Source organism: Vibrio sp. 10N.286.51.B11 (genome assembly GCF_041469245.1).
In the GTDB taxonomy this organism is placed as follows: Bacteria; Pseudomonadota; Gammaproteobacteria; order Enterobacterales; family Vibrionaceae; genus Vibrio; species Vibrio crassostreae_C.
The window spans coordinates 92706-112878 of sequence record NZ_JBFRKI010000019.1 but is presented as its reverse complement, the minus strand read 5'-3'; the positions used below and the strand labels follow the sequence as shown (position 1 = coordinate 112878).

The following is a 20173-nucleotide window of genomic DNA, read 5'->3' as shown; positions in this document are numbered from 1 at the left end:
AACTCTATTAAATCCTGCGTAGCTGATAAAATTATTCGCTCTAACTTCTTTGGGTGTCCTTTGGGATATCACGACACACTCCGTTTCTATGACTTGGTTAACATGAAGATTAATAAAAACCGTCTCCTTATAGCGCTCCTTCCTGCATTGCTCGCAGGTTGTACGACTCCAGGAACTCACCTTTCAACTGACAATAAGACTGTAATTCAGCCGTCAGAGGAACAGCAAGAGTCTGATGTTTCTGACGTGGTTAACCTTTACCCACTCACGGCTCAATCGGTATCAAGCTATCGAAGTGAACCTCTATCAGCTTCTCAAGCTAATCCTTCATTAGATATTGAAATTGCAAAATATGAATACCAAGTGGGTGTCGGTGATATTCTAAATATTACCATTTGGGATCACCCTGAATTGACCATTCCAGCAGGTTCGTACCGTAGCGCTGAAGAGGCGGGTAATTGGGTTCGTTCAAACGGCACTATCTTTTACCCATACATTGGTAGTGTTAATGTTTTAGGCAAGACGGTAGATGAGATTCGAACTGACGTTGCTAAACGTCTCTCGCAATATATTGAAAGTCCGCAAGTCGATGTCAATGTCGCGGGTTTTCGTTCTCAAAGAACTTACATTACAGGGGAAGTTGATTCTCCAGGGCAACAAGCGATTACTAATATCCCTTTAACATTACTGGATGCAGTAAATCGTTCAGGTGGTTTGGCTGAAGAGGCTGATTGGCGAAATGTTTCATTAACCCGTAATGGTGCGCAAGAATATGTTTCTTTATATGCGCTAATGCAAAAGGGTGATTTGACTCAAAATAGATTACTTCAAGCCGGTGATATTGTTCACGTTCCTCGCAATGATGCTCAAAAAATATTTGTTATGGGTGAAGTGAACGATCCTAAGTTGTTGAAGATTGACCGTGCAGGTATGAGCTTAACAGAAGCTTTGAGTAATGTCGGTGGTATTGATCAGCTGGCAGCCGATGCTACAGGTGTATTTGTTATTCGTACTTCAGATGATAAATCGGAACGTATGGCGGATATCTACCAACTGAATATGGAAGATGTCTCGGCATTGGTGATCGGCACCGAATTTGATTTAAAGCCATATGATATCGTTTATGTTACTGCTGCACCTGTTATCCGTTGGAACCGAGTGATAAGTCAGTTGCTCCCAACCATTTCCGGCTTCAATGAACTATCTGAATCTGTATTGCGCGTTCGCGATTGGTAGTGAGGTCAGGTTACATTTAACGTGTAACCTGATTTTTCATGTTTATAAGTTTCATTAAAGTTAGAAGTTAGAAGTTAGAAGTTAGTTATGTTTAACAAAATTTTAGTTGTGTGTGTCGGAAATATCTGCCGCTCACCCATGGGAGAACGTGTTCTACAAACACTACTCCCAAACAAAGAAGTGGCCTCTGCCGGTATCGCTGCTGAAAAAAGTCGTTTAATCGGCAAGCCAGCAGACGACACGGCGATTTTAATTGCCGCTGAAAATGGTGTCGATGTTGAAAATCATCAGTCGCAGCAAGTTACACCACAGCTTTGTGCCCAGTATGATTTGATATTGGTTATGGAGAAGGGCCATATGGAAGCGCTCACTCAAATATCACCGGAAGCGCGTGGTAAAACCATGCTGTTTGGTCAGTGGATTGGCCAAACAGACATTCCCGACCCGTATCGTCAAAGTCGTGAAGCTTTTGAATATGCCTATAAGCTTATTGACGAAGCAGCACAAGTTTGGGCGAAAAAACTGTAACTGTCATTTTATTTAGATACTCTTTACTTAAGCAGTTCAGCAGTTCAGTTTTGTCGCCAGCAATAGAATCACATGAGAGATAAGGTATACAAGCCGTGTTTAACTTCTCTCCAAAATACTAGTTTAGGAAGTAGCAATCTGATGACAATACAAACATCTCAGCAACCGTCTTCAAATAGTCCAGATGTAATAGATTTAGGGAAATTACTTGGTATCTTGCTGGATGCTAAGTGGCTAATCATGCTCACCACATTTGTTTTTGCTATCTTTGGTATTGCGCTCGCTTTGCTTTCGACGCCGATATACAAAGCGGATTCGCTGATTCAAATAGAAAAAAAGAGCTCTGGCGGTATTTCATCGATGGTGGGTGACATGGGAGATATGTTCTCGCAGGACTCTTCTGTGCCGGCAGAAATTGAGATCATTAGATCTCGTATGATCTTGGGCGAAACTGTTGATAAATTCAATTTGACCACCGTTACCTCACCTATCTACATGCCTTATATTGGTAAGGGTGTTGCCCGTTTAAAAGGCGACATCAACCGCATTGAAGTCAGCCGTTTTGTACTTCCTCGATACACGACGGGTGCCCACAAAATTGAAATTTTAGATGCAGAGCAAGGCACTTACCAACTGGTTCGTGACAATGAGCGCGTGATTTTGAAAGGTCAAGTAGGTGAACTTGCAACAGCAGGCGATTACAGCTTATTTGTAACAGGCTTTGAATCGACAAATGGTTTTGAGTTTTCTATTGGAAAACGTAGTCGCCTTGCGGCCATTGGGTGGTTAAAGGCATCCTTATCTTTGTCTGAACAAGGTAGACAAACCGGTATTCTTAATTTGAGTTTTGCAGGTGAGGACAAACAACAAATTTCTGAAATACTCAACCACATTAGTCAAACCTATTTTTTACAAAACGTTCAGCGTAATTCGGCGGAAGCAGAGAAGAGCCTTTCTTTTTTAAAAAGCCACCTGCCTGGGATTAAGTCTCAATTAAACAGTTACGAAGATACGTTAAATAGCTACCGTCAAAAAAATGACTCCATTGATTTAGGTTTAGAAGCGCAGACAACATTGAGGCTGGTGGTTGGGCTAGAGGCGCAATTGAATGAGTTAACGTTTAAAGAAAGTGAAATCAGCCAGCGTTTTACTAAGGATCACCCTACGTACAAATCTTTATTGGACAAAAGAAATATTCTTCTTGAAGAAAAAGAACGTTTAAATAAACAAGTTCAAAAGTTACCTAAAACACAGCGTGAAATACTACGTATGACGCGCGATGTTGAAGTAAACCAACAGATCTACATTCAGCTTTTAAATAAGGTTCAAGAGTTGAGTATTATCAAAGCTGGGACTGTAGGTAACGTTCGTATCTTAGATGATGCACAAGCGTATGCGGGTGCGATAAAGCCGAAGAAGTCACTGATTGTTGTATTAGCGACGTTACTGGGTGGCATGTTAAGTGTGGCGTTTGTGTTGGTGAAAGCAGCGTTTCACCGTGGTGTTGAAAGCCCCGATCAAATTGAACAAATCGGCCTACCTGTTTATGCAGCGGTACCAAAATCTGATTTACAGATTGAGCTATCCAATCGCTTTAAATCAAAGAAGCGACAAACTAAGGGGGCCGAAGCTCTGCTTGCCGAATCTAATCCTGCTGACCTCTCGGTTGAAGCACTGCGTGGCCTTCGTACCAGCTTACACTTTGCAATGCTCGAAGCGAAAAACAACATCTTGATGATTTCTGGCCCTGCGCCGGGCATTGGTAAATCATTCATCTCGACTAACTTTGCCGCAGTAGCCGCAAAAACAGGCCAAAAGGTATTGTTGATTGATGCCGATATGCGTAAAGGTTACCTACAACAAAGCTTTGGTGTGAACTGGGACAATGGTCTTTCTGATGTGCTGAGCGGCAAGCAAGAGTTCGCTCAATCAGTGAAAACCACACCGGTAGAGAACCTAGATATTATTACTCGCGGCCAAGTGCCACCGAACCCATCAGAGCTGCTGATGCACCCACGCTTTGCAGAACTAATGGAATGGGCATCGAAAGAGTATGATTTGGTGATTGTTGATACCCCGCCCGTACTTGCGGTAACCGACCCAAGTATTGTTGGCGCCTTCGCTGGCACCACATTAATGGTCGCGCGTTACGGTCAAAACACCATTAAAGAGATCGATGTAGCTCGCAACCGCTTCGAACAATCGGGCATCGAAGTGAAAGGCGTTATCTTCAACGCCATCGAGAAGAAAGCATCAAGCTCGTACGGCTACGGTTACTACAACTATTCGTATTCGAGCGACAAAAAATAAATTAAGAGCAGTAACGGGATGCGAGTAATCGGGTAACGAAGAGCTGAAAGGCAGATACAAGATTCGAGTGGCGAGATACGAAAAGCGCCGCTCTCCGCATCCCGTTTACTTGTATATTATCTCTTCACCTAATAGTAAAAAATAACGGCGTCATTCCCTACAGCGAGGCACGAGCGTGATAGGGAGCCTCTTTTCGTCGTGGGTACCAAACATGTAAATTGCGCGTGACATTGAGATTCCAAGTATTTCGTCCCTCAATTCTGGAAAGACGGAGTCTAATAGGGGCGGGTTCAGAAGTTATCCAATATCCATCTCTGTTTTTCCGCTCTTAATCTCTTCGCTACTCGTTTACCCGTCACTCGCATCCGCTCCTCAAGCCATAACCGTAACCGGGCACGCCTTATTCACGCCCCAATCTTTATACCACTTAATATTCTCATCTGAAATCAAGAACTACATTCCATACAAGCGTGTTTGTACATTACCCCCTATAAGTGCAAAACCTCTGAGCACATTGGTTACTTTGTGATGGCTGGTCAAAAGAAGCGCCCAAGCCAAGTTGTCGAGCTCGGATTTTAAGCAGTAACCATTCGATTATTCACAGACTAAGCGCTTGTTCACTCGGCCAAAAGTTAAGGCAGACCAAACGTGTATACAGACAAAAAAACGTCACGAAACACAAGTAGAATTAAGAGAGGGAAAATGGACGATATCAGCTTGAAAACTGACAACGGAAGAAAAAGCAACCATTTTAGCAAAAGAGATTGCGCGAGTTGAGGGGCGTATTAGCGAGTTCTTGAAGCCTGCTAGTTAACCACCACCCACAAAGGCTAACTCGCACCGAGATTAAAGCGTTATTTGTTGTGAACAATAACTCAAGCTTCGTCTCGCTGTACCGAAACGGCAATATTTTTATTTATATCGATAGTGCTACTGCGACGCTCCACCTACAAAACGTACGATGCTGCTGTAGGCTGTAGGCGTAGTGAGTTGTTTGTCATTCCAGAGTCAATTTCAAACTGGTTAATATGCACTTACTTTGCTAGAATGCTCCGCATATTTGAAACCGTATGAAAACCGCATAAAGTGAACAAATTGTGACTATTGCCTTTAGGAGCCAAACCTAAGGGCGGTAGCGTACCCAAATTCAGCTCGTTAGCAAGTCAAAAGCGCTACAAGCCACAGAAAGGTTGTTTTTACGGCTTATTGGGGCGGTTTTTAAAAAGACAGCAAAATCTAGGTTTTATAAGGGATTGTCGAAAATAGACTGTCTCAAAATGAGTGAAAAGTGTCTCAGTGTGTTTAATACAACTGAGGCATTTTTATGAGTAAATGACTCTCAGAATTAAGAATTAAGAATTAAGAATTAAGAATATAATATTTTAGGAATAAATATGACGTCCATGTTTGAAAATACCAAAGTAGCGATAATTGGCTTGGGTTATGTTGGCTTGCCGCTCGCTGTAGAGTTTGGTAAAAAAATGCCAACGTTAGGCTTTGATATCAACCAATCTCGCGTTGATGAGCTTAAAAGTGGTTCCGATTTTACGCTTGAATGCTCGGCAGAAGAGCTTAAAGAAGCGGAGCTTCTTACGTACACGGCAGACCTTAATGAACTCAAAGAAGCCAATGTTTATATTGTTACGGTACCGACGCCAATTGACGAGCACAAGCAGCCTGATTTAACCCCATTGATCAAAGCATCAGAAGCTTTGGGCTCGATTGTGAGTAAAGGTGACATACTGATTTATGAATCGACAGTATACCCAGGAGCAACAGAAGAAACCTGTATTCCAGTAGTGGAGTCCGTGTCAGGCTTAACGTTTAATAAAGACTTTTTTGCGGGCTACTCGCCCGAGCGTATTAACCCGGGCGATAAAGAACACCGAGTGACGAATATCTTAAAGGTCACAAGTGGCTCGAACGATGAGGTTGCCGAATTTGTAGATCAACTTTACAAAACTATCATTACAGCAGGCACTCATAAAGCTTCAAGCATCAAAGTAGCAGAAGCGGCAAAGGTAATAGAGAACACTCAACGTGATGTAAACATTGCATTGATTAATGAACTTTCTATTATCTTCAATAAGCTAAATATCGACACCTTAGAAGTATTAGAAGCAGCTGGCACAAAATGGAATTTCTTACCGTTTCGTCCAGGTTTAGTGGGTGGCCACTGTATTGGTGTGGATCCATACTACCTAACACACAAAGCACAAACGGTGGGTTATCACCCTGAAATGATTTTAGCTGGTCGTCGTCTAAACGATGGCATGGGCAAGTATGTTGTTTCTGAGTTGGTAAAGAAGATGCTCAAACAGCGTATCCATGTTGAAGGAGCAAACGTATTAGTGATGGGGCTTACTTTTAAAGAAAACTGCCCAGATCTGCGTAATACGAAAGTGGTTGATATTGTCGCTGAACTAAAAGAGTACAACATCAATGTCGATGTTGTTGATCCTTGGTGTTCAAACGAAGAAGCACAGCATGAGTACGGCTTATCGTTAACCCAGCCAAAATCCAACCATTACGATGCCATCATCATGGCGGTAGGCCACAATGAGTTTAAGCAAATGGGTGCGGCAGAAATTCATGCATTAGGTAAAGAGGCTCACGTACTTTACGACTTGAAATACGTATTGGATAAATCAGATGTAGACATGCGTTTATAGGTTGGTTGATGGGAGGGGAGATGTCTGTTATTTAACAGAATGATTATCCCTCCTTACCTCCTTAAGCACTGAAGTACTGAATCGTTAGTAAAGAGACATCATGACTAAATTCGAACAAATTAAAAGTGAACTTGTTGCCGCTCCCAAAACCTGGTTAGTAACCGGTGTTGCCGGCTTTATTGGCTCCAACCTTCTAGAAACATTATTAAAACTAAACCAAAAAGTGGTTGGTTTAGATAACTTTGCAACCGGCCATCAGCGTAACCTAGATGAAGTAAAAGGCTTAGTTGAGGTTAACCAGTGGGATAATTTTACCTTCATAGAGGGTGATATTCGCAATTATGAAGCCTGTCAGGATGCTGTCAAAGGCGTAGATTACGTTTTACACCAAGCGGCATTAGGCAGTGTGCCCCGTTCTATTGCTGATCCTATTACTACTAATGCAGCGAATATCACGGGTTTTCTTAATATGCTCACTGCTGCCAAAGAAGAGCAAGTAACAAGCTTTACCTATGCGGCAAGTAGCTCGACTTATGGCGACCACCCAGCGCTGCCTAAGGTTGAAGAAAATATCGGTAATCCGCTATCACCTTACGCCGTGACTAAGTATGTAAATGAGCTTTATGCGAATGTTTTTGCTCGTACTTATGGATTTAAAAGCATAGGGCTGCGCTACTTTAACGTATTTGGACCAAGACAAGATCCAAACGGTGCTTACGCAGCGGTGATTCCAAAGTGGACAGCATCAATGATTCAAGGCGAAGAGGTGTTCATTAATGGTGATGGCGAAACCAGTCGTGATTTTTGTTTCATCGATAATACGGTTCAAATGAATATTCTGGCAGCTACTGCGGAAGATTCTGCCAAGGATGAGGTGTATAACGTGGCACTGGGTGACAGAACCACCCTAAACGAGCTTTATGCTTCAATTCAAAATGCGCTTAATGGGTTAGGTTTTAGCTTAGATACAGCTCCAACCTATCGCGATTTCCGAGCGGGTGATGTAAGGCACTCGCAAGCAAATATTGCAAAAGCGCATGACAAGCTAGGCTATGTTCCAGCGTTTCGTATCCAAGATGGTATCAATAAGGCGATGCCTTGGTATAAGGGATTTATAGGTTAACGCATGAAAATATTAGTCACTGGCGGTGCTGGTTTTATCGGCTCAGCTGTTATTCGTCATATCATCAATAATACTTCAGACAACGTGATCAACGTTGATAAGCTCACTTACGCAGGCAATTTAGAGTCTCTTATAGAAGTGGATTCGAATGACCGTTATGCATTCGAACAGGTAGATATTTGTAATCGTTCAGAACTAGATCGAGTATTCAACGAGCACAAGCCTAGCGCTGTAATGCACCTTGCTGCAGAGTCGCATGTCGACCGTTCAATTACAGGCCCAGCAGCGTTCATCGAAACTAACGTTGTCGGTACTTATACATTATTAGAAGCGACGAGAGCTTACTGGAATAACCTAGATACAGAGGCTAAGCAGGCTTTTCGTTTTCATCATGTATCAACAGACGAAGTCTATGGTGATTTGCCGCATCCAGATGAAGTTGAAGAAGGTTCAAAGCTACCATTATTCACAGAAGAAACGTCGTACGAACCGTCAAGTCCATACTCAGCCTCAAAGGCAAGTTCCGATCACTTAGTGCGTGCATGGCTTCGTACTTACGGATTACCAACTATGGTAACCAATTGCTCAAATAACTACGGGCCATATCACTTTCCGGAAAAGCTAATTCCATTAGTGATTTTAAATGCATTAGAAGGAAAAGAATTGCCCATTTACGGTAAAGGCGATCAAATCCGTGACTGGCTGTTTGTTGAAGACCACGCTCGAGCGCTCTACAAAGTGGTGACCGAAGGTAAAGTGGGCGAGACCTACAATATTGGTGGTCATAACGAGAAGAAAAACCTCGAAGTTGTGAATACGATTTGTGAAATCTTAGACACATTAGTCCCGAAAGACTCGAAGTATGCAGAGCAGATCACCTATGTGCAAGATCGCCCTGGCCACGACCGTCGATATGCGATCGACTCAAGCAAAATGCAGCGTGAACTTGGCTGGGTACCAGAAGAAACCTTCGAAACTGGCCTTAAAAAGACTGTTCAATGGTATTTAGACCATTCAACTTGGTGCCAAAACGTACAAGACGGCTCATACCAACGGGAGCGTTTAGGCGTTGATACATCTCAAGAAGGTGAAAGCTAATGAAAGGAATTGTTCTGGCGGGTGGTTCAGGGACTCGATTATATCCATTGACTCGTGGGGTGTCGAAACAGCTATTGCCTATCTATGATAAGCCGATGGTGTTTTACCCAATTTCTACATTAATGCTGGCGGGTATTAAAGATATTCTAATCATTACAACACCTGAAGATAATGCCGGTTTTATGCGTCTATTGGGTGATGGTTCTGATTTTGGTATTAATCTAGAGTATGCAATTCAACCAAGCCCTGATGGTTTAGCACAGGCATTTATCATCGGTGAAGAGTTCATTGGTGATGACAGCGTCTGTTTAGTTCTTGGTGATAATATCTTCTACGGTCAGTCTTTTTCTAAAACGCTGCAAAGCGCAGCGTCAAGAGAATCTGGTGCCACGGTATTCGGTTACCAAGTCAAAGATCCAGAGCGTTTTGGTGTGGTTGAGTTTGATGAAGAGATGAAAGCCGTCTCTATTGAAGAGAAGCCTCAAACACCAAAGTCCAACTATGCAGTAACGGGGCTGTATTTCTACGATAATCGTGTGGTGGAAATGGCCAAGCAAGTGAAGCCATCACACCGTGGCGAGTTAGAAATTACAACCCTCAATGAAATGTACTTAAATGACGGCTCGCTAAACGTAGAGTTACTCGGTCGTGGTTTTGCATGGTTAGATACTGGAACGCATGAAAGCCTGCATGAAGCCTCGTCTTTCGTGCAAACGATTGAAAATGTTCAAGGCTTAAAAGTCGCGTGTCTAGAAGAGATCGCATGGCGCAACGGTTGGTTGAGTGACGAGCAAGTGTCTACTCTAGCTAAACCGATGATGAAGAATGATTATGGGCAATACCTCACCCGTTTAGTCAATGACAAACAAGGTATAAAGTAATGCGTGTATTAATCACCGGTTGTCACGGTCAAGTTGGTTCAAGTCTTACTCAAAAGCTCAGTGAACGTAAAAATACAGTAGTGCTAGCTCTTGATAAAGAGCAACTCGATATAACAAATAGCGATGCTGTTTTTGCAGCAGTTGAGGTATTTCAACCAACGGTGATTATTAATGCTGCAGCGCATACTGCTGTTGATAAAGCAGAACAACAAATTGAGTTATCGTATGCAATAAATAGAGATGGTCCAAAATACCTTGCCCAAGCAGCACAAAGTGTTGGTGCGGCCATTTTGCATATCTCGACCGATTATGTCTTTGAAGGCGATAAAGCGAGCGAGTATGTGGAAACGGATGCGACAAACCCGCAAGGCATTTATGGTAAAAGTAAGCTCGCCGGTGAAATCACCGTGGCACAAGCTTGTGATAAACACATTATCCTGCGTACTGCATGGGTGTTTGGTGAAAATGGCAATAACTTCGTGAAAACCATGCTGCGTTTAGGTGAAAACCGAGACGCCTTGAGTATTGTTGGTGATCAGTTTGGTGGGCCTACCTATGCGGGTGATATTGCAGAAGCATTGATTCAAATTGCGAAGCGCATCACTCAGGGAGATATGGTGGATTACGGTGTTTATCACTACTCGGGTTTGCCTCATGTGAGTTGGTTTGACTTTGCTGATGCTATTTTTGATGTTGCGGTTGAGCAAGGAGTACTAGCGAAGAAGCCGAGCTTAACAAGCATCACGACCGACCAATACCCAACCCCTGCTAAGCGGCCAAGTAACTCTCGATTGAGCAACGAGAAAATCATCCAAAATTTCACTGTTGAAGCGAGTGATTGGAAGGCGGCATTAAACAATATTCAAGCGTATACAGGATCATAAAATGAAAGTCATTGACACTAGTATTCCTGATGTGAAAATTATTGAACCAAGCGTATTCGGTGATGAACGCGGTTTCTTTATGGAAACTTGGAATCAAAAACGTTTTGAAGAACAAGTTACAGGTAAACCCACTCAATTTGTGCAAGATAACCACTCAAAATCGAAGAAAGGCATTTTACGCGGCCTACATTTTCAAACCAAAAACACGCAAGGTAAATTGGTCCGTGTGGTTTCTGGCGAAGTGTTTGATGTAGCCGTCGATATTCGTAAAGGTTCGCCAACTTACGGGCAGTGGGTGGGTGAATATTTATCTTCTGAAAATAAACGTCAATTGTGGGTGCCTGAAGGTTTTGCACATGGCTTTTATGTAACAAGCGAAGAAGCTGAGTTTGTTTATAAGTGCACTAATTATTATGACCCTTCCTCTGAAGTCTCGATTAAGTGGAATGATAAAAATATTGGTGTGAAATGGCCTATATCTACACTACCAATATTATCAAAAAAGGATTTAGAGGGTGTTGATCTAATATCTACTCGCTATTAAATAGTATCATCTAATGGATGCCATGCTACATGACTAGGTATTAATTGGCAGAATGATACTGCTATTTTCTGTTCGAAGGGAAATTTAAAATGATCGCATTAAACTCACCAGTAAAACCAAACCTTAAAAAACTATATAAGTATCTTGAGAAAATCAACGATAATGGCTGGTATACAAATTTTGGTCCAATTCATAACGAGTTAACGGAAAAGTTAGAAGAATATTTAGGTGTTGAAAACCTACTTCTAACAAATAATGGCACATCGGCTTTGCAGATAGCAGGGAGGGCGATTGGTAGTCAGTCCGTTATTTCAACCCCATTTAGTTTTGTTGCGACGGTTAGTGCATTTAAGTGGCAAAAAGACGAATTGGCTTTTGCTGACATAGACAAAGCGAGTCTAAATTTATCACCACACGCAATAAATTCGGCTTATAAGAAAGGCTGTAAGGCTGATACTGTAGTTGCAACGCATGTTTATGGTAATCCGTGCGATGTTGATGCTATAAGCGCGCTAGGTGAACAGTATAATTTTCAGACTATTTATGATGCTGCTCATGCGTTTGGTGTTAATGTGAACAATAAATCGGTACTTAACTACGGCGATGCAAGTACTTTAAGTTTTCATGCAACAAAAGTATTTCATACTGTAGAGGGCGGAGCCATTGTATTTAGGGAAAGAGATGCTTATGAGAAGGCTGAAGAAATTATTAACTTTGGTATAAGGCCAGATGAAGGTATTGTCAATATCGGTATTAATGCCAAAATGAATGAGTATCAAGCTGCTGTAGGGTTAGTTAATCTTGATGAGATTGATAATGTTTTGAATCATAGAGCTGAACTCTTTCATGCGTATCGTAATGGCTTAAAAAATATCGTACAACTACCGGAGTGGCACCCTGAAGCTAATGCAAACGGTGCTTATATGCCTATTCTCCTAGAAAATGCCAAGCAACTGCAGAATGTGTCGAAAGCTCTGCAGGATAACAATATTCAAAGTAGACATTACTTCTCACCTTCTTTAGATAAAGTGTTTGTTGATAGTTATAATTACGGGACGGTGAATAGTTGCGATGCGTCTTCAAGAATATTGTGTCTTCCTATGCACGCACACATAACACTAGCCGAAATATCAAAAGTCATAAGCACTATAAAAAAGGAAATTAAATGAAATTAGGAATTATGCAACCCTATTTTTTGCCTTATTTAGGTTATTTCCAACTTATTAATGAGGTTGATAAATTTGTAGTATATGACAACATTCAATTTACAAAAACTGGTTGGATAAATAGAAATAGGATTCTAGTTAACGGAAAAGAAATGGTGTTTTCTATTAATTTAACAAAAGATTCAAGTTATCTAAATGTTTGTGACCGTACAATTTCACCAGTTTATAAAGTCGAGAGAAAGAAAATATTAAGAAAAATTGAAAGTGGTTATAGAAATGCGGATTTTTATAAAGAGGTAATGCCATTACTAACAGATATCATCGAATGTGATATGGATAATCTATTTGATTACATACTGAATTCCATAGTTAAGATTAATGAGTATCTAAATATAAACACACCGATAGTAATTTCATCTTCACTAACTGTTTCTCATGAGTTAAAAGGTGAAGATAGAGTCATCGAAACGTGTAAGCAATCAAATTGCAACGAGTATGTTAATCCTATTGGTGGGATTGAACTTTATTCAAAAGAAAATTTTCAGAATAATAAATTGTCTCTTTCATTTATTGAAATGGGATCCATTATTTACCCGCAAGGAAAAGAGGGTTTCGTAAGTCATTTATCTATAATTGATGTGCTCATGTGGAATAGTAGAGAAGATGTGTGTCGATTACTAACAAATTACGAGTTAATATAATATGCATAAAGTTGCAATTCACTCTGTACCTAGATCCGGTTCATCATGGTTGGGTGAAATAATAAATAGTTCCCCTCAAGTTAATTATTCATTTCAGCCTTTATTTTCATATGAATTTAAGTCTTACCTAAATGAGAATTCCAGTCTAGAAAATATAAATAATTTTTTTTATAATCTATCAACTACTGAAAATGATTTTATTAAACAGAAATTGGATCGTATTGATGGCAAAAAGCCTGTTTTTAATAAGAATGATGAAACAGATTTTATTGTTTACAAAGAAGTCCGTTATCATAATATAATTGAAAACTTGCTGACCCAAGATGAGGATGTAAAGTTGTTAGCTTTAGTAAGAAGCCCTTACTCAGTTATCAATAGTTGGTATAATGCTCCTCGGGAGTTTAGAAAAGATCTTGGTTGGGATTTGAAAGATGAATTGATCCATGCTTCAAAAAAGAATTTATATCGAGAAGAAGAGTATTTTGGGTTAAAAAAATGGTCTGAAGTAGTTCTGATGTTCAGGTTCTTGAAGCAGAAGTTTCCTGATAGAGTTTGTATTATTAGTTATGAAGATCTTTGTATTAATCCAGTATCTACAACAGAGGATATATATGAGTTTTTGGAAGTCGAGATAACACAACAAACATATGATTTTTTAAATCCAAGCTCTACTGTAGATGGTACATATTCTGTAATTAAGAAATCAGATGTAAATTCATTATACTCAACAACACTACAACCTGAAATTATAAAAAAAATATCTAATTATTTGAAAGAGGTTGGGCTATCTGAATTTATTAGATAGTACTTTATGAGTTATGAAAGATTTAAAATCTAAAGGAATAAAAGCGTTTGTTTGGGACTTTTTGGGGAAACTTGCCACCCAAGGGACCGGATTTATAGTCACCATATTCCTAGCTCGACTATTAGAACCAAGTGACTTCGGGTTGATCGCAATGCTAATGGTTGTTGTCGGAGTTGCACAAGTCTTCACCGATGTAGGCTTGGGCGGTGCATTAATTCAGCGCAGAAAGTTACTAGAAGTTCATTATTCATCTGTTTTTTATTTTAATATATCTATAGCTCTAGCTCTAACTTGTATCACATATTATTCGGCTGATTTTATCGCTAGGTTTTATAACAACATTGAATTGGTAAAGCTAACACAAGTGATCAGCGTTATTTTTATCATAAATGCATGCAGTAGTGTACAAGCAATTCGACTAAGAAAACAACTGAACTATCCTTTGTTGACTAAAGCTAGCTTTCAATCATCACTATTGAGTGGTGTTTTAGGTGTAACACTCGCATTTAATGGTTGGGGAGTATGGAGTTTAGTTGCTCAAATTCTTTCTCAAGGCATATTTTACAATATAATACTTTGGAAAACGGCTAACTGGCGTCCTACCTTAACCTTCTCGTTAAAAGCGTTGAGGCAATTGTGGGGGTTTGGTTTTCGAATGTTTTTATCTAGTTTACTCGATGCAATTTTTACTCGACTTGATTTTCTTATCATTGGTAAATTATTCCCTGTAACCACCCTTGGGTACTTTCAAAGAGCAAAACAGTTTAACGCCCTGATTATTCAATACTCTTCGGGTAGTTTAATGTCAGTGATGTTTCCTATACTAAGTAAAGTCCAAAATGATCTCCCTAGGTTTAGGGGGATAATAATAGATACACTGAATATACTATGTTTTGTTGTTTTCTTGTTACTTGGTGGAGTCTATCTAACAGCTGAAGAACTTATTCTATTTTTGTTTTCAGACAAGTGGTTGCCTTCAGTACAATATATGGAACTGCTCTTACTCAGTGGGTTTGCATACCCTCTGAGTGCTCTGTTGGTTAACGTATTAATTAGTAGAGGGAACTCTAGAGCCTTTCTTAAATTGGAGATAATGAAAAAATCTTTGCATACATTAAATTTTTTGAACGCGTATTACAATGGAATCGAAGTGTATCTATACGGTTTAGTGCTTGTGTCGCTCTTTTCAGTTATGCTTAACATTATTTTTGCGAGTAAAGAGTTGAATATGGATTCTATGTCTTTTTTAAATCCTATTCTTAGTCAAATGATATTAGGTATATGTTCAGTAGTTCTTAGTTATCAGGTTTATTTTTATTTAGACTTGAATATCATTTTGGGATTTTTAATGAAAGTAATGTTGTTTTTCTTTCTTTATGTGGGATTTAATTTTATTTTTAAAACTAGTCCTAGTAATAGTATTCATCAATTGTTAGTCCCAATATTAAGACAAAAAGTAGGTGTTAAGTGATTAATATAAAAGAAGTGATATTAAGAAGTGAGAAAGATATAATATCCTCTTGGTTAGATAAAGAAGAAATTATTGTTAGTGTCATCTGTGTAACCTTTAATCACGAAGCTTATATCGAAGACGCGATAAGAAGTTTTTTAATGCAAGAAACAGATTTTTCTTTTGAAATTATTGTTCATGACGATGCCTCTACCGATACGACAGCTGACATAATTCGTTCCTATCAAAAATTATACCCAAATATAGTTAAGCCAATATTCCAATCTAAGAATCAATATTCTAAAGGAACTTTCAGGGTTGTTCCCTATGCAGAGTCTTTTTCATCGGGTAAATATATAGCTCGTTGTGAAGGTGACGACTTTTGGTGTGATGAACTTAAACTAAAAAAACAAGTCGAATTTTTAGACAAGCATTCTGACTATGTTATTACATATGCAGATTCAATTAAAATAGGCAAGGATGGAGCTTTGAGTGGACAGGTTGGTAATGGGGTAAATAAAGATTTAAGTAAAATTGAATTAATGAAAACGCAACCTATCAACACATTGACCGCATGTTATAGAAATGTGCATTTAAAATTTCCAAATGAATTCAGTATTACACCAATTGGTGATTTGTTTTATTGGTCATTGCTTGGTACTTACGGTAAAGGCAAGTATTTGGACTCTATAAAACCTTCAGCTTACAGAGTTCATGATGGCGGAGTGTTTTCATCAGTTAATTCGAATGAAAAATCATATATGGTGATCAAATCAATTGCATTATTATACCTTTATTATAAGAGAATTGGAGATCAACAGATTAGTGACTATTTTCTAAAAGAGTTATTTAAGAGATTAATTACTAAAAATAATGCCTTGGTTCTATTCCGATCTTTGATAGATAAAACCAGTTTTTTTTTGAAAAACAAGTTGATTAGAAAGTAGCATTATTCAGATGTTACCTATAGGAACAATAGTAATCGATTATTCCTAACCACTATTGATTAATTTTAAATGCTATTCTACAAATTGATTACTATATATATTTTTCTTTCGCTAATCCAATAAGTTAGTCTGTAATCCTTACATTTATAAGAGTAAAAAATGAAACGAAAAATTATTTTTATTGGTTGGGATACCGACTATGATAAAGTAATGATAAAGAACTTTGGTGCATTATTTCATGCTTATAATATGGTGATACCTAATATTTTAATTAAAGCTATGCTTAAACTTAGACTGTATCCTATATTTAATTTTTTCCTGTCTAAGATGATTTCTTTGTTATTAGTCAGTGATGATGTTGTCATATTTAAGGATAACATTCTGTATAGGGATTATGTATCTGGATTGGATTGTGAAAACAAGTTCATGCTAATTAGAAATACAATCTCTAATAATAGTTGGACATGGTTAAGTAAATTATCGAATAGTTGTACCTTATTGACGTTTGATGTTGAAGATTCAATTAAATACGAGATTAATTGCTATCAACAATTTTATATTTATAATTGTGTCCAAGATGTTGGAGATAAGAAAGATATTATCGATATATTTTTCCTTGGTCTAGATAAAGGTAGAGCACTTTACATAAATAGATTTTTAGACTCTATATCATCATTAGATGTCAATGTTGAAGTATATATTCCAGATCTTCAAATAAATAGTACGCTATCATCAGAAAAATCAGTAATAAGAGATAAGCTAACTTACTTTCAAAATATTGAAAAAGTATCAAGAAGCAAAGTAATACTTGATATTAATAAGGGAGAGCAAGTAGGTTTAACTTTGAGAGTTTTTGAGTCTCTATTTTTTCAAAAAAAACTAATCACAAATAATACTAAAGTTTCTGAATTACCATTCTATAATGAAAATAACATTCTTATCATAGATTTTGGATTACCTATTGATATATCGAAAGTTGAAATTTTTTTAGATTCCGATCATGTTGACACGTCTAGTTATGTATCTAAGTATACTCCAGTCTTGGCAATTGAATCAATATTAAAAGAGTTGGGGGTACAATTGTGAAGCATATGTCGAATAAAATCGTTTTATTTTTACCGAATCTTATTGGTGGCGGAGCGGAAAGAGTCGCTTTAAATTTGACTAACTACTGGGTGGCAAATGGATACTCCGTCGATATCATTTTGGTTAAAAAGAAAGGTGAGTTAATCACACATTTTGACGAAAAAGTAACTATACATGATTTAGACTGCCTAACCTTTCGGCAGTCAATTATACCTTTATATAAGTATTTGAAACTACATAAGCCATCCGCTTTAATGTGTTTTATGTGGCCTTTAACTATTATTGGGATTATTTGTAAATTATTTTTACCGAATAAGTTAACAGTTGTTTGTAGAGAAGGTGGTATGTACTCTAATTCTCAAAAAAGTATGAAATCTAAATTTCTTTTCATGATTTCCACCTGGAGTTTATACCGCTTCGCAAATCATATTGTTGCAGTTTCGGAAGGTGTAAAGGACGATATATGTAAAGTTGCACATTTAAGGAAATCAGGTATTAAAGTAATCGGTAATCCAATTAATATTAACAACGATATTCATATGGTTACAAAGGATGCTAAAAAAGGCCTACGTATCCTATCTGTGGGAAACCTAAAAGCTGCAAAAGACTACGTAACATTACTAAACACTGCATCATTATTAAAATTCAAATATAACCTAGATTTTAGTTGGCATGTTTTAGGGGAAGGGTTATTGCGGCCTGAGTTAGAAAAGCTTTCAAGGAAACTCGATGTTAATGATGTGGTAATCTTTGAAGGTTTTGTGGACGATACTACAAGTTACTATCGAAACTCCGATTTGTTTGTTTTGACCTCAACAACAGAAGGATTGCCAAATGTAATGATTGAAGCACTTAATCATGGTTTGAGTGTTGTGAGTACCGATTGTAAATCAGGGCCGAGAGAAATCCTTCAGAATGGCAAGTATGGCACGCTAGTTGAAGTTGGTAACTATGTTAAATTGGCTGAAGCTATTTTTGATGCAAAGTCACTTAATCATCCTTCGGGGTTTTACTCAGAAGCGGTTAAGAGGTACTCCATCGGAACTATATCAAAAAGATACTTGAGTTTGTTAGACGCGGATGATTGTAAATAACGGTTGGATGTTAATCGTACCGTTCTAAAAGGATCTGTTAATTGAATGAGTTTGAATTCGTGCCACTTGACGACTTTATCGTTGAGAGTCGGTTGGGGTGTGATCAGCTCGACTGACCCTGGCTCTAAATTCTTATGGGGAGTGTAAGCACATCATAAATGACGTGATTGGCCAAAACTTAATTGTAAGTCTATTGCCCTAGCGCTTGAAGGAAGACTATATATTCACACTGTCACTAGGTGATTGTAAGGCTAAGTGGATGACGTGTGCTTTGCAATTAGGGTGTGAAATAAAATCCCAAGAATTGGCGTGCTTAAAACATGTCGAATGAACTAATTATCGACTTATTACGACTTTAGTCATTATTGATCACCAAAGTATAGCTGTGAAGACCATTTATGGAGCATGCTGATGCTCCTAATATGGCTAAAACGAAACCATGGAAAGTAAATAAATGAAACCATCTACATTGTACTTGTCGTACACGGGGTTGTCGGAGCCCCTTGGAAGGTCTCAAGTTCTCGCTTATCTCTCTAGGCTAAGTAGAGATTATTCGATCACTCTTGTTACCTTCGAAAAACGAAATGATTTTGAAAATCAGGAAGAAATTGAAAAGTTGAAGCTAGAGTGTGTCAATTTTGGTATTGATTGGCAACCTAGAATCTATCACCATAAACCTCGTTTGTTAGCTACAGTATGGGATTTGTTCACGTTATTTTGGGACACCTTTCGTTTGTCTTTACGTAACAAGGTAAAGCTGATTCACTGTCGTAGTTATATCCCAGCGATTGCTGCTTGGGCTGTTGGAAAAATAACACGAACGCCTTTTATCTTTGATATGCGAGCACTTTGGCCTGAAGAAATGATTGATGCTCGGAGATTAAGTAGGAAATCGGTAATTTATAAAGTTTTAAAGTATTTAGAGCGTAAGTTGTTAGTTAACTCTGCTGTGAATATCAGTTTAACTAATGTAGCCGTTCCTTACCTTGTAAATGCTATTCCCAATTTATCAAAAGATAAATTCTCCGTAATTCCTACTTGTGTAGATCTTACTCGTTTTGATCCATCGCTTAACGCTGATAGCCCTCTTTCGAACACTAAACTAGGTACTATGGGCACTGTTATTAGTGGTTGGTATCACCTAGACTGGCTGTTTAATACACTTAAGTTTTCGGCAGAACTATTTCCGGAATCTGACTTTAAAGTTGTGACACGCGATGATAGCCATACGTTAGATCAACTTGCGAATAGCTATAATTTGTCAAACTTTTCCGTTGAGCAATGCTCCGCAGATGAAGTAAAAACAGCAATCGATGAATTGAAGTTTGGTATCCTATATTTCACTGCCGGGGTGAGTAAAATTGGTTCAGCGCCAACGCGTATGGCTGAGTTCTTAGCATGTGGCAAACCTATCCTTGGGAATCGTGGGGTAGGTGATATGGCAGATTTAATTGAAAAATACAATGTTGGTGTTGTGATTGAAGATGGCAGCGATGAAGAAATCAAACGTGGTTTAAAATTGATGCATGATTTTTTGCTGGCCCCTGATTACCCAGAACGTTGTCGAAAAGCGGCAGTAGAGCTTTTTTCTGCCGATGTTGGTGCAGAAAAATACCATCAAGTGTATGAGCGATGCATAAAATGAAGA

Annotated in this window: 17 protein-coding genes and 1 pseudogene; all 18 read left to right on the top strand. The window is 38.6% G+C overall.

Features of this window, described 5'->3' with window-relative positions:
* The first annotated feature begins 102 nt into the window (after nt 1-102).
* On the top strand, nt 103-1236 hold the full coding sequence (locus AB4154_RS10550; RefSeq protein WP_372122952.1) for a polysaccharide export protein: 1134 nt from the start codon (nt 103-105) through the stop codon (nt 1234-1236).
* Nucleotides 1237-1323: 87 nt separating this feature from the next.
* Nucleotides 1324-1764 (top strand): low molecular weight protein-tyrosine-phosphatase, encoded by a 441-nt coding sequence (locus AB4154_RS10545; RefSeq protein WP_372122950.1) that lies wholly within the window; start codon nt 1324-1326, stop codon nt 1762-1764.
* Between the two features lie 141 nt (nt 1765-1905).
* Nucleotides 1906-4074, top strand: coding sequence for a polysaccharide biosynthesis tyrosine autokinase (locus AB4154_RS10540; RefSeq protein WP_372122947.1), 2169 nt, complete (start codon nt 1906-1908; stop codon nt 4072-4074).
* A 702-nt stretch (nt 4075-4776) separates the two neighbouring features.
* A pseudogene (locus tag AB4154_RS10535) lies at nt 4777-5054 on the top strand (hypothetical protein).
* Between the two features lie 414 nt (nt 5055-5468).
* Nucleotides 5469-6746, top strand: coding sequence for a Vi polysaccharide biosynthesis UDP-N-acetylglucosamine C-6 dehydrogenase TviB (tviB, locus tag AB4154_RS10530; RefSeq protein WP_372122945.1), 1278 nt, complete (start codon nt 5469-5471; stop codon nt 6744-6746).
* Between the two features lie 100 nt (nt 6747-6846).
* Complete coding sequence (locus AB4154_RS10525; protein WP_372122943.1) at nt 6847-7869, top strand: NAD-dependent epimerase/dehydratase family protein; 1023 nt, start codon at nt 6847-6849, stop codon at nt 7867-7869.
* A gap of 3 nt (nt 7870-7872) precedes the next feature.
* Nucleotides 7873-8967, top strand: a complete 1095-nt coding sequence (rfbB, locus tag AB4154_RS10520; protein ID WP_372122941.1) for a dTDP-glucose 4,6-dehydratase — start codon at nt 7873-7875, stop codon at nt 8965-8967.
* Nucleotides 8967-9848 (top strand): glucose-1-phosphate thymidylyltransferase RfbA, encoded by an 882-nt coding sequence (gene rfbA / locus AB4154_RS10515; RefSeq protein ID WP_372122939.1) that lies wholly within the window; start codon nt 8967-8969, stop codon nt 9846-9848. The genes rfbB and rfbA overlap by 1 nt, the downstream gene beginning before the upstream one ends.
* Nucleotides 9848-10732 (top strand): dTDP-4-dehydrorhamnose reductase, encoded by an 885-nt coding sequence (rfbD, locus tag AB4154_RS10510; protein WP_280605163.1) that lies wholly within the window; start codon nt 9848-9850, stop codon nt 10730-10732. Before rfbA ends, rfbD begins: the two co-directional genes overlap by 1 nt.
* A gap of 1 nt (nt 10733) precedes the next feature.
* On the top strand, nt 10734-11276 hold the full coding sequence (gene rfbC / locus AB4154_RS10505; protein ID WP_372122936.1) for a dTDP-4-dehydrorhamnose 3,5-epimerase: 543 nt from the start codon (nt 10734-10736) through the stop codon (nt 11274-11276).
* Between the two features lie 89 nt (nt 11277-11365).
* The gene (locus AB4154_RS10500; protein ID WP_372122934.1) at nt 11366-12445 is read left to right on the top strand and encodes a DegT/DnrJ/EryC1/StrS family aminotransferase; all 1080 of its coding nucleotides are present in this window, start codon (nt 11366-11368) and stop codon (nt 12443-12445) included.
* Nucleotides 12442-13143, top strand: a complete 702-nt coding sequence (locus AB4154_RS10495; RefSeq protein ID WP_372122933.1) for a WbqC family protein — start codon at nt 12442-12444, stop codon at nt 13141-13143. Before AB4154_RS10500 ends, AB4154_RS10495 begins: the two co-directional genes overlap by 4 nt.
* Before the next feature lies 1 nt (nt 13144).
* A complete protein-coding gene (locus AB4154_RS10490) occupies nt 13145-13948 on the top strand; it encodes a sulfotransferase domain-containing protein (protein ID WP_372122931.1) in 804 nt (267 codons plus the stop codon).
* Between the two features lie 13 nt (nt 13949-13961).
* A complete protein-coding gene (locus AB4154_RS10485) occupies nt 13962-15419 on the top strand; it encodes a lipopolysaccharide biosynthesis protein (RefSeq protein ID WP_372122929.1) in 1458 nt (485 codons plus the stop codon).
* Nucleotides 15416-16345: a glycosyltransferase family 2 protein gene (locus AB4154_RS10480; protein WP_372122927.1), complete on the top strand. Its 930-nt coding sequence runs from the start codon at nt 15416-15418 to the stop codon at nt 16343-16345. The genes AB4154_RS10485 and AB4154_RS10480 overlap by 4 nt, the downstream gene beginning before the upstream one ends.
* Before the next feature lie 159 nt (nt 16346-16504).
* The gene (locus AB4154_RS10475; protein ID WP_372122925.1) at nt 16505-17431 is read left to right on the top strand and encodes a hypothetical protein; all 927 of its coding nucleotides are present in this window, start codon (nt 16505-16507) and stop codon (nt 17429-17431) included.
* Nucleotides 17432-17436: 5 nt separating this feature from the next.
* The gene (locus AB4154_RS10470; RefSeq protein WP_372122923.1) at nt 17437-18525 is read left to right on the top strand and encodes a glycosyltransferase; all 1089 of its coding nucleotides are present in this window, start codon (nt 17437-17439) and stop codon (nt 18523-18525) included.
* Between the two features lie 454 nt (nt 18526-18979).
* Nucleotides 18980-20170, top strand: coding sequence for a glycosyltransferase (locus AB4154_RS10465; RefSeq protein ID WP_372122921.1), 1191 nt, complete (start codon nt 18980-18982; stop codon nt 20168-20170).
* Nucleotides 20171-20173 lie beyond the last annotated feature (3 nt).

Bases quoted from the DNA above. Each gene is read 5' to 3' on its own strand.
- AB4154_RS10550 (WP_372122952.1), top strand. From the start codon at position 103: ATGAAGATTAATAAAAACCGTCTCCTTATAGCGCTCCTTCCTGCATTG.
- AB4154_RS10545 (WP_372122950.1), top strand. From the start codon at position 1,324: ATGTTTAACAAAATTTTAGTTGTGTGTGTCGGAAATATCTGCCGCTCA.
- AB4154_RS10540 (WP_372122947.1), top strand. From the start codon at position 1,906: ATGACAATACAAACATCTCAGCAACCGTCTTCAAATAGTCCAGATGTA.
- tviB (WP_372122945.1), top strand. From the start codon at position 5,469: ATGACGTCCATGTTTGAAAATACCAAAGTAGCGATAATTGGCTTGGGT.
- AB4154_RS10525 (WP_372122943.1), top strand. From the start codon at position 6,847: ATGACTAAATTCGAACAAATTAAAAGTGAACTTGTTGCCGCTCCCAAA.
- rfbB (WP_372122941.1), top strand. From the start codon at position 7,873: ATGAAAATATTAGTCACTGGCGGTGCTGGTTTTATCGGCTCAGCTGTT.
- rfbA (WP_372122939.1), top strand. From the start codon at position 8,967: ATGAAAGGAATTGTTCTGGCGGGTGGTTCAGGGACTCGATTATATCCA.
- rfbD (WP_280605163.1), top strand. From the start codon at position 9,848: ATGCGTGTATTAATCACCGGTTGTCACGGTCAAGTTGGTTCAAGTCTT.
- rfbC (WP_372122936.1), top strand. From the start codon at position 10,734: ATGAAAGTCATTGACACTAGTATTCCTGATGTGAAAATTATTGAACCA.
- AB4154_RS10500 (WP_372122934.1), top strand. From the start codon at position 11,366: ATGATCGCATTAAACTCACCAGTAAAACCAAACCTTAAAAAACTATAT.
- AB4154_RS10495 (WP_372122933.1), top strand. From the start codon at position 12,442: ATGAAATTAGGAATTATGCAACCCTATTTTTTGCCTTATTTAGGTTAT.
- AB4154_RS10490 (WP_372122931.1), top strand. From the start codon at position 13,145: ATGCATAAAGTTGCAATTCACTCTGTACCTAGATCCGGTTCATCATGG.
- AB4154_RS10485 (WP_372122929.1), top strand. From the start codon at position 13,962: ATGAAAGATTTAAAATCTAAAGGAATAAAAGCGTTTGTTTGGGACTTT.
- AB4154_RS10475 (WP_372122925.1), top strand. From the start codon at position 16,505: ATGAAACGAAAAATTATTTTTATTGGTTGGGATACCGACTATGATAAA.
- AB4154_RS10470 (WP_372122923.1), top strand. From the start codon at position 17,437: ATGTCGAATAAAATCGTTTTATTTTTACCGAATCTTATTGGTGGCGGA.
- AB4154_RS10465 (WP_372122921.1), top strand. From the start codon at position 18,980: ATGAAACCATCTACATTGTACTTGTCGTACACGGGGTTGTCGGAGCCC.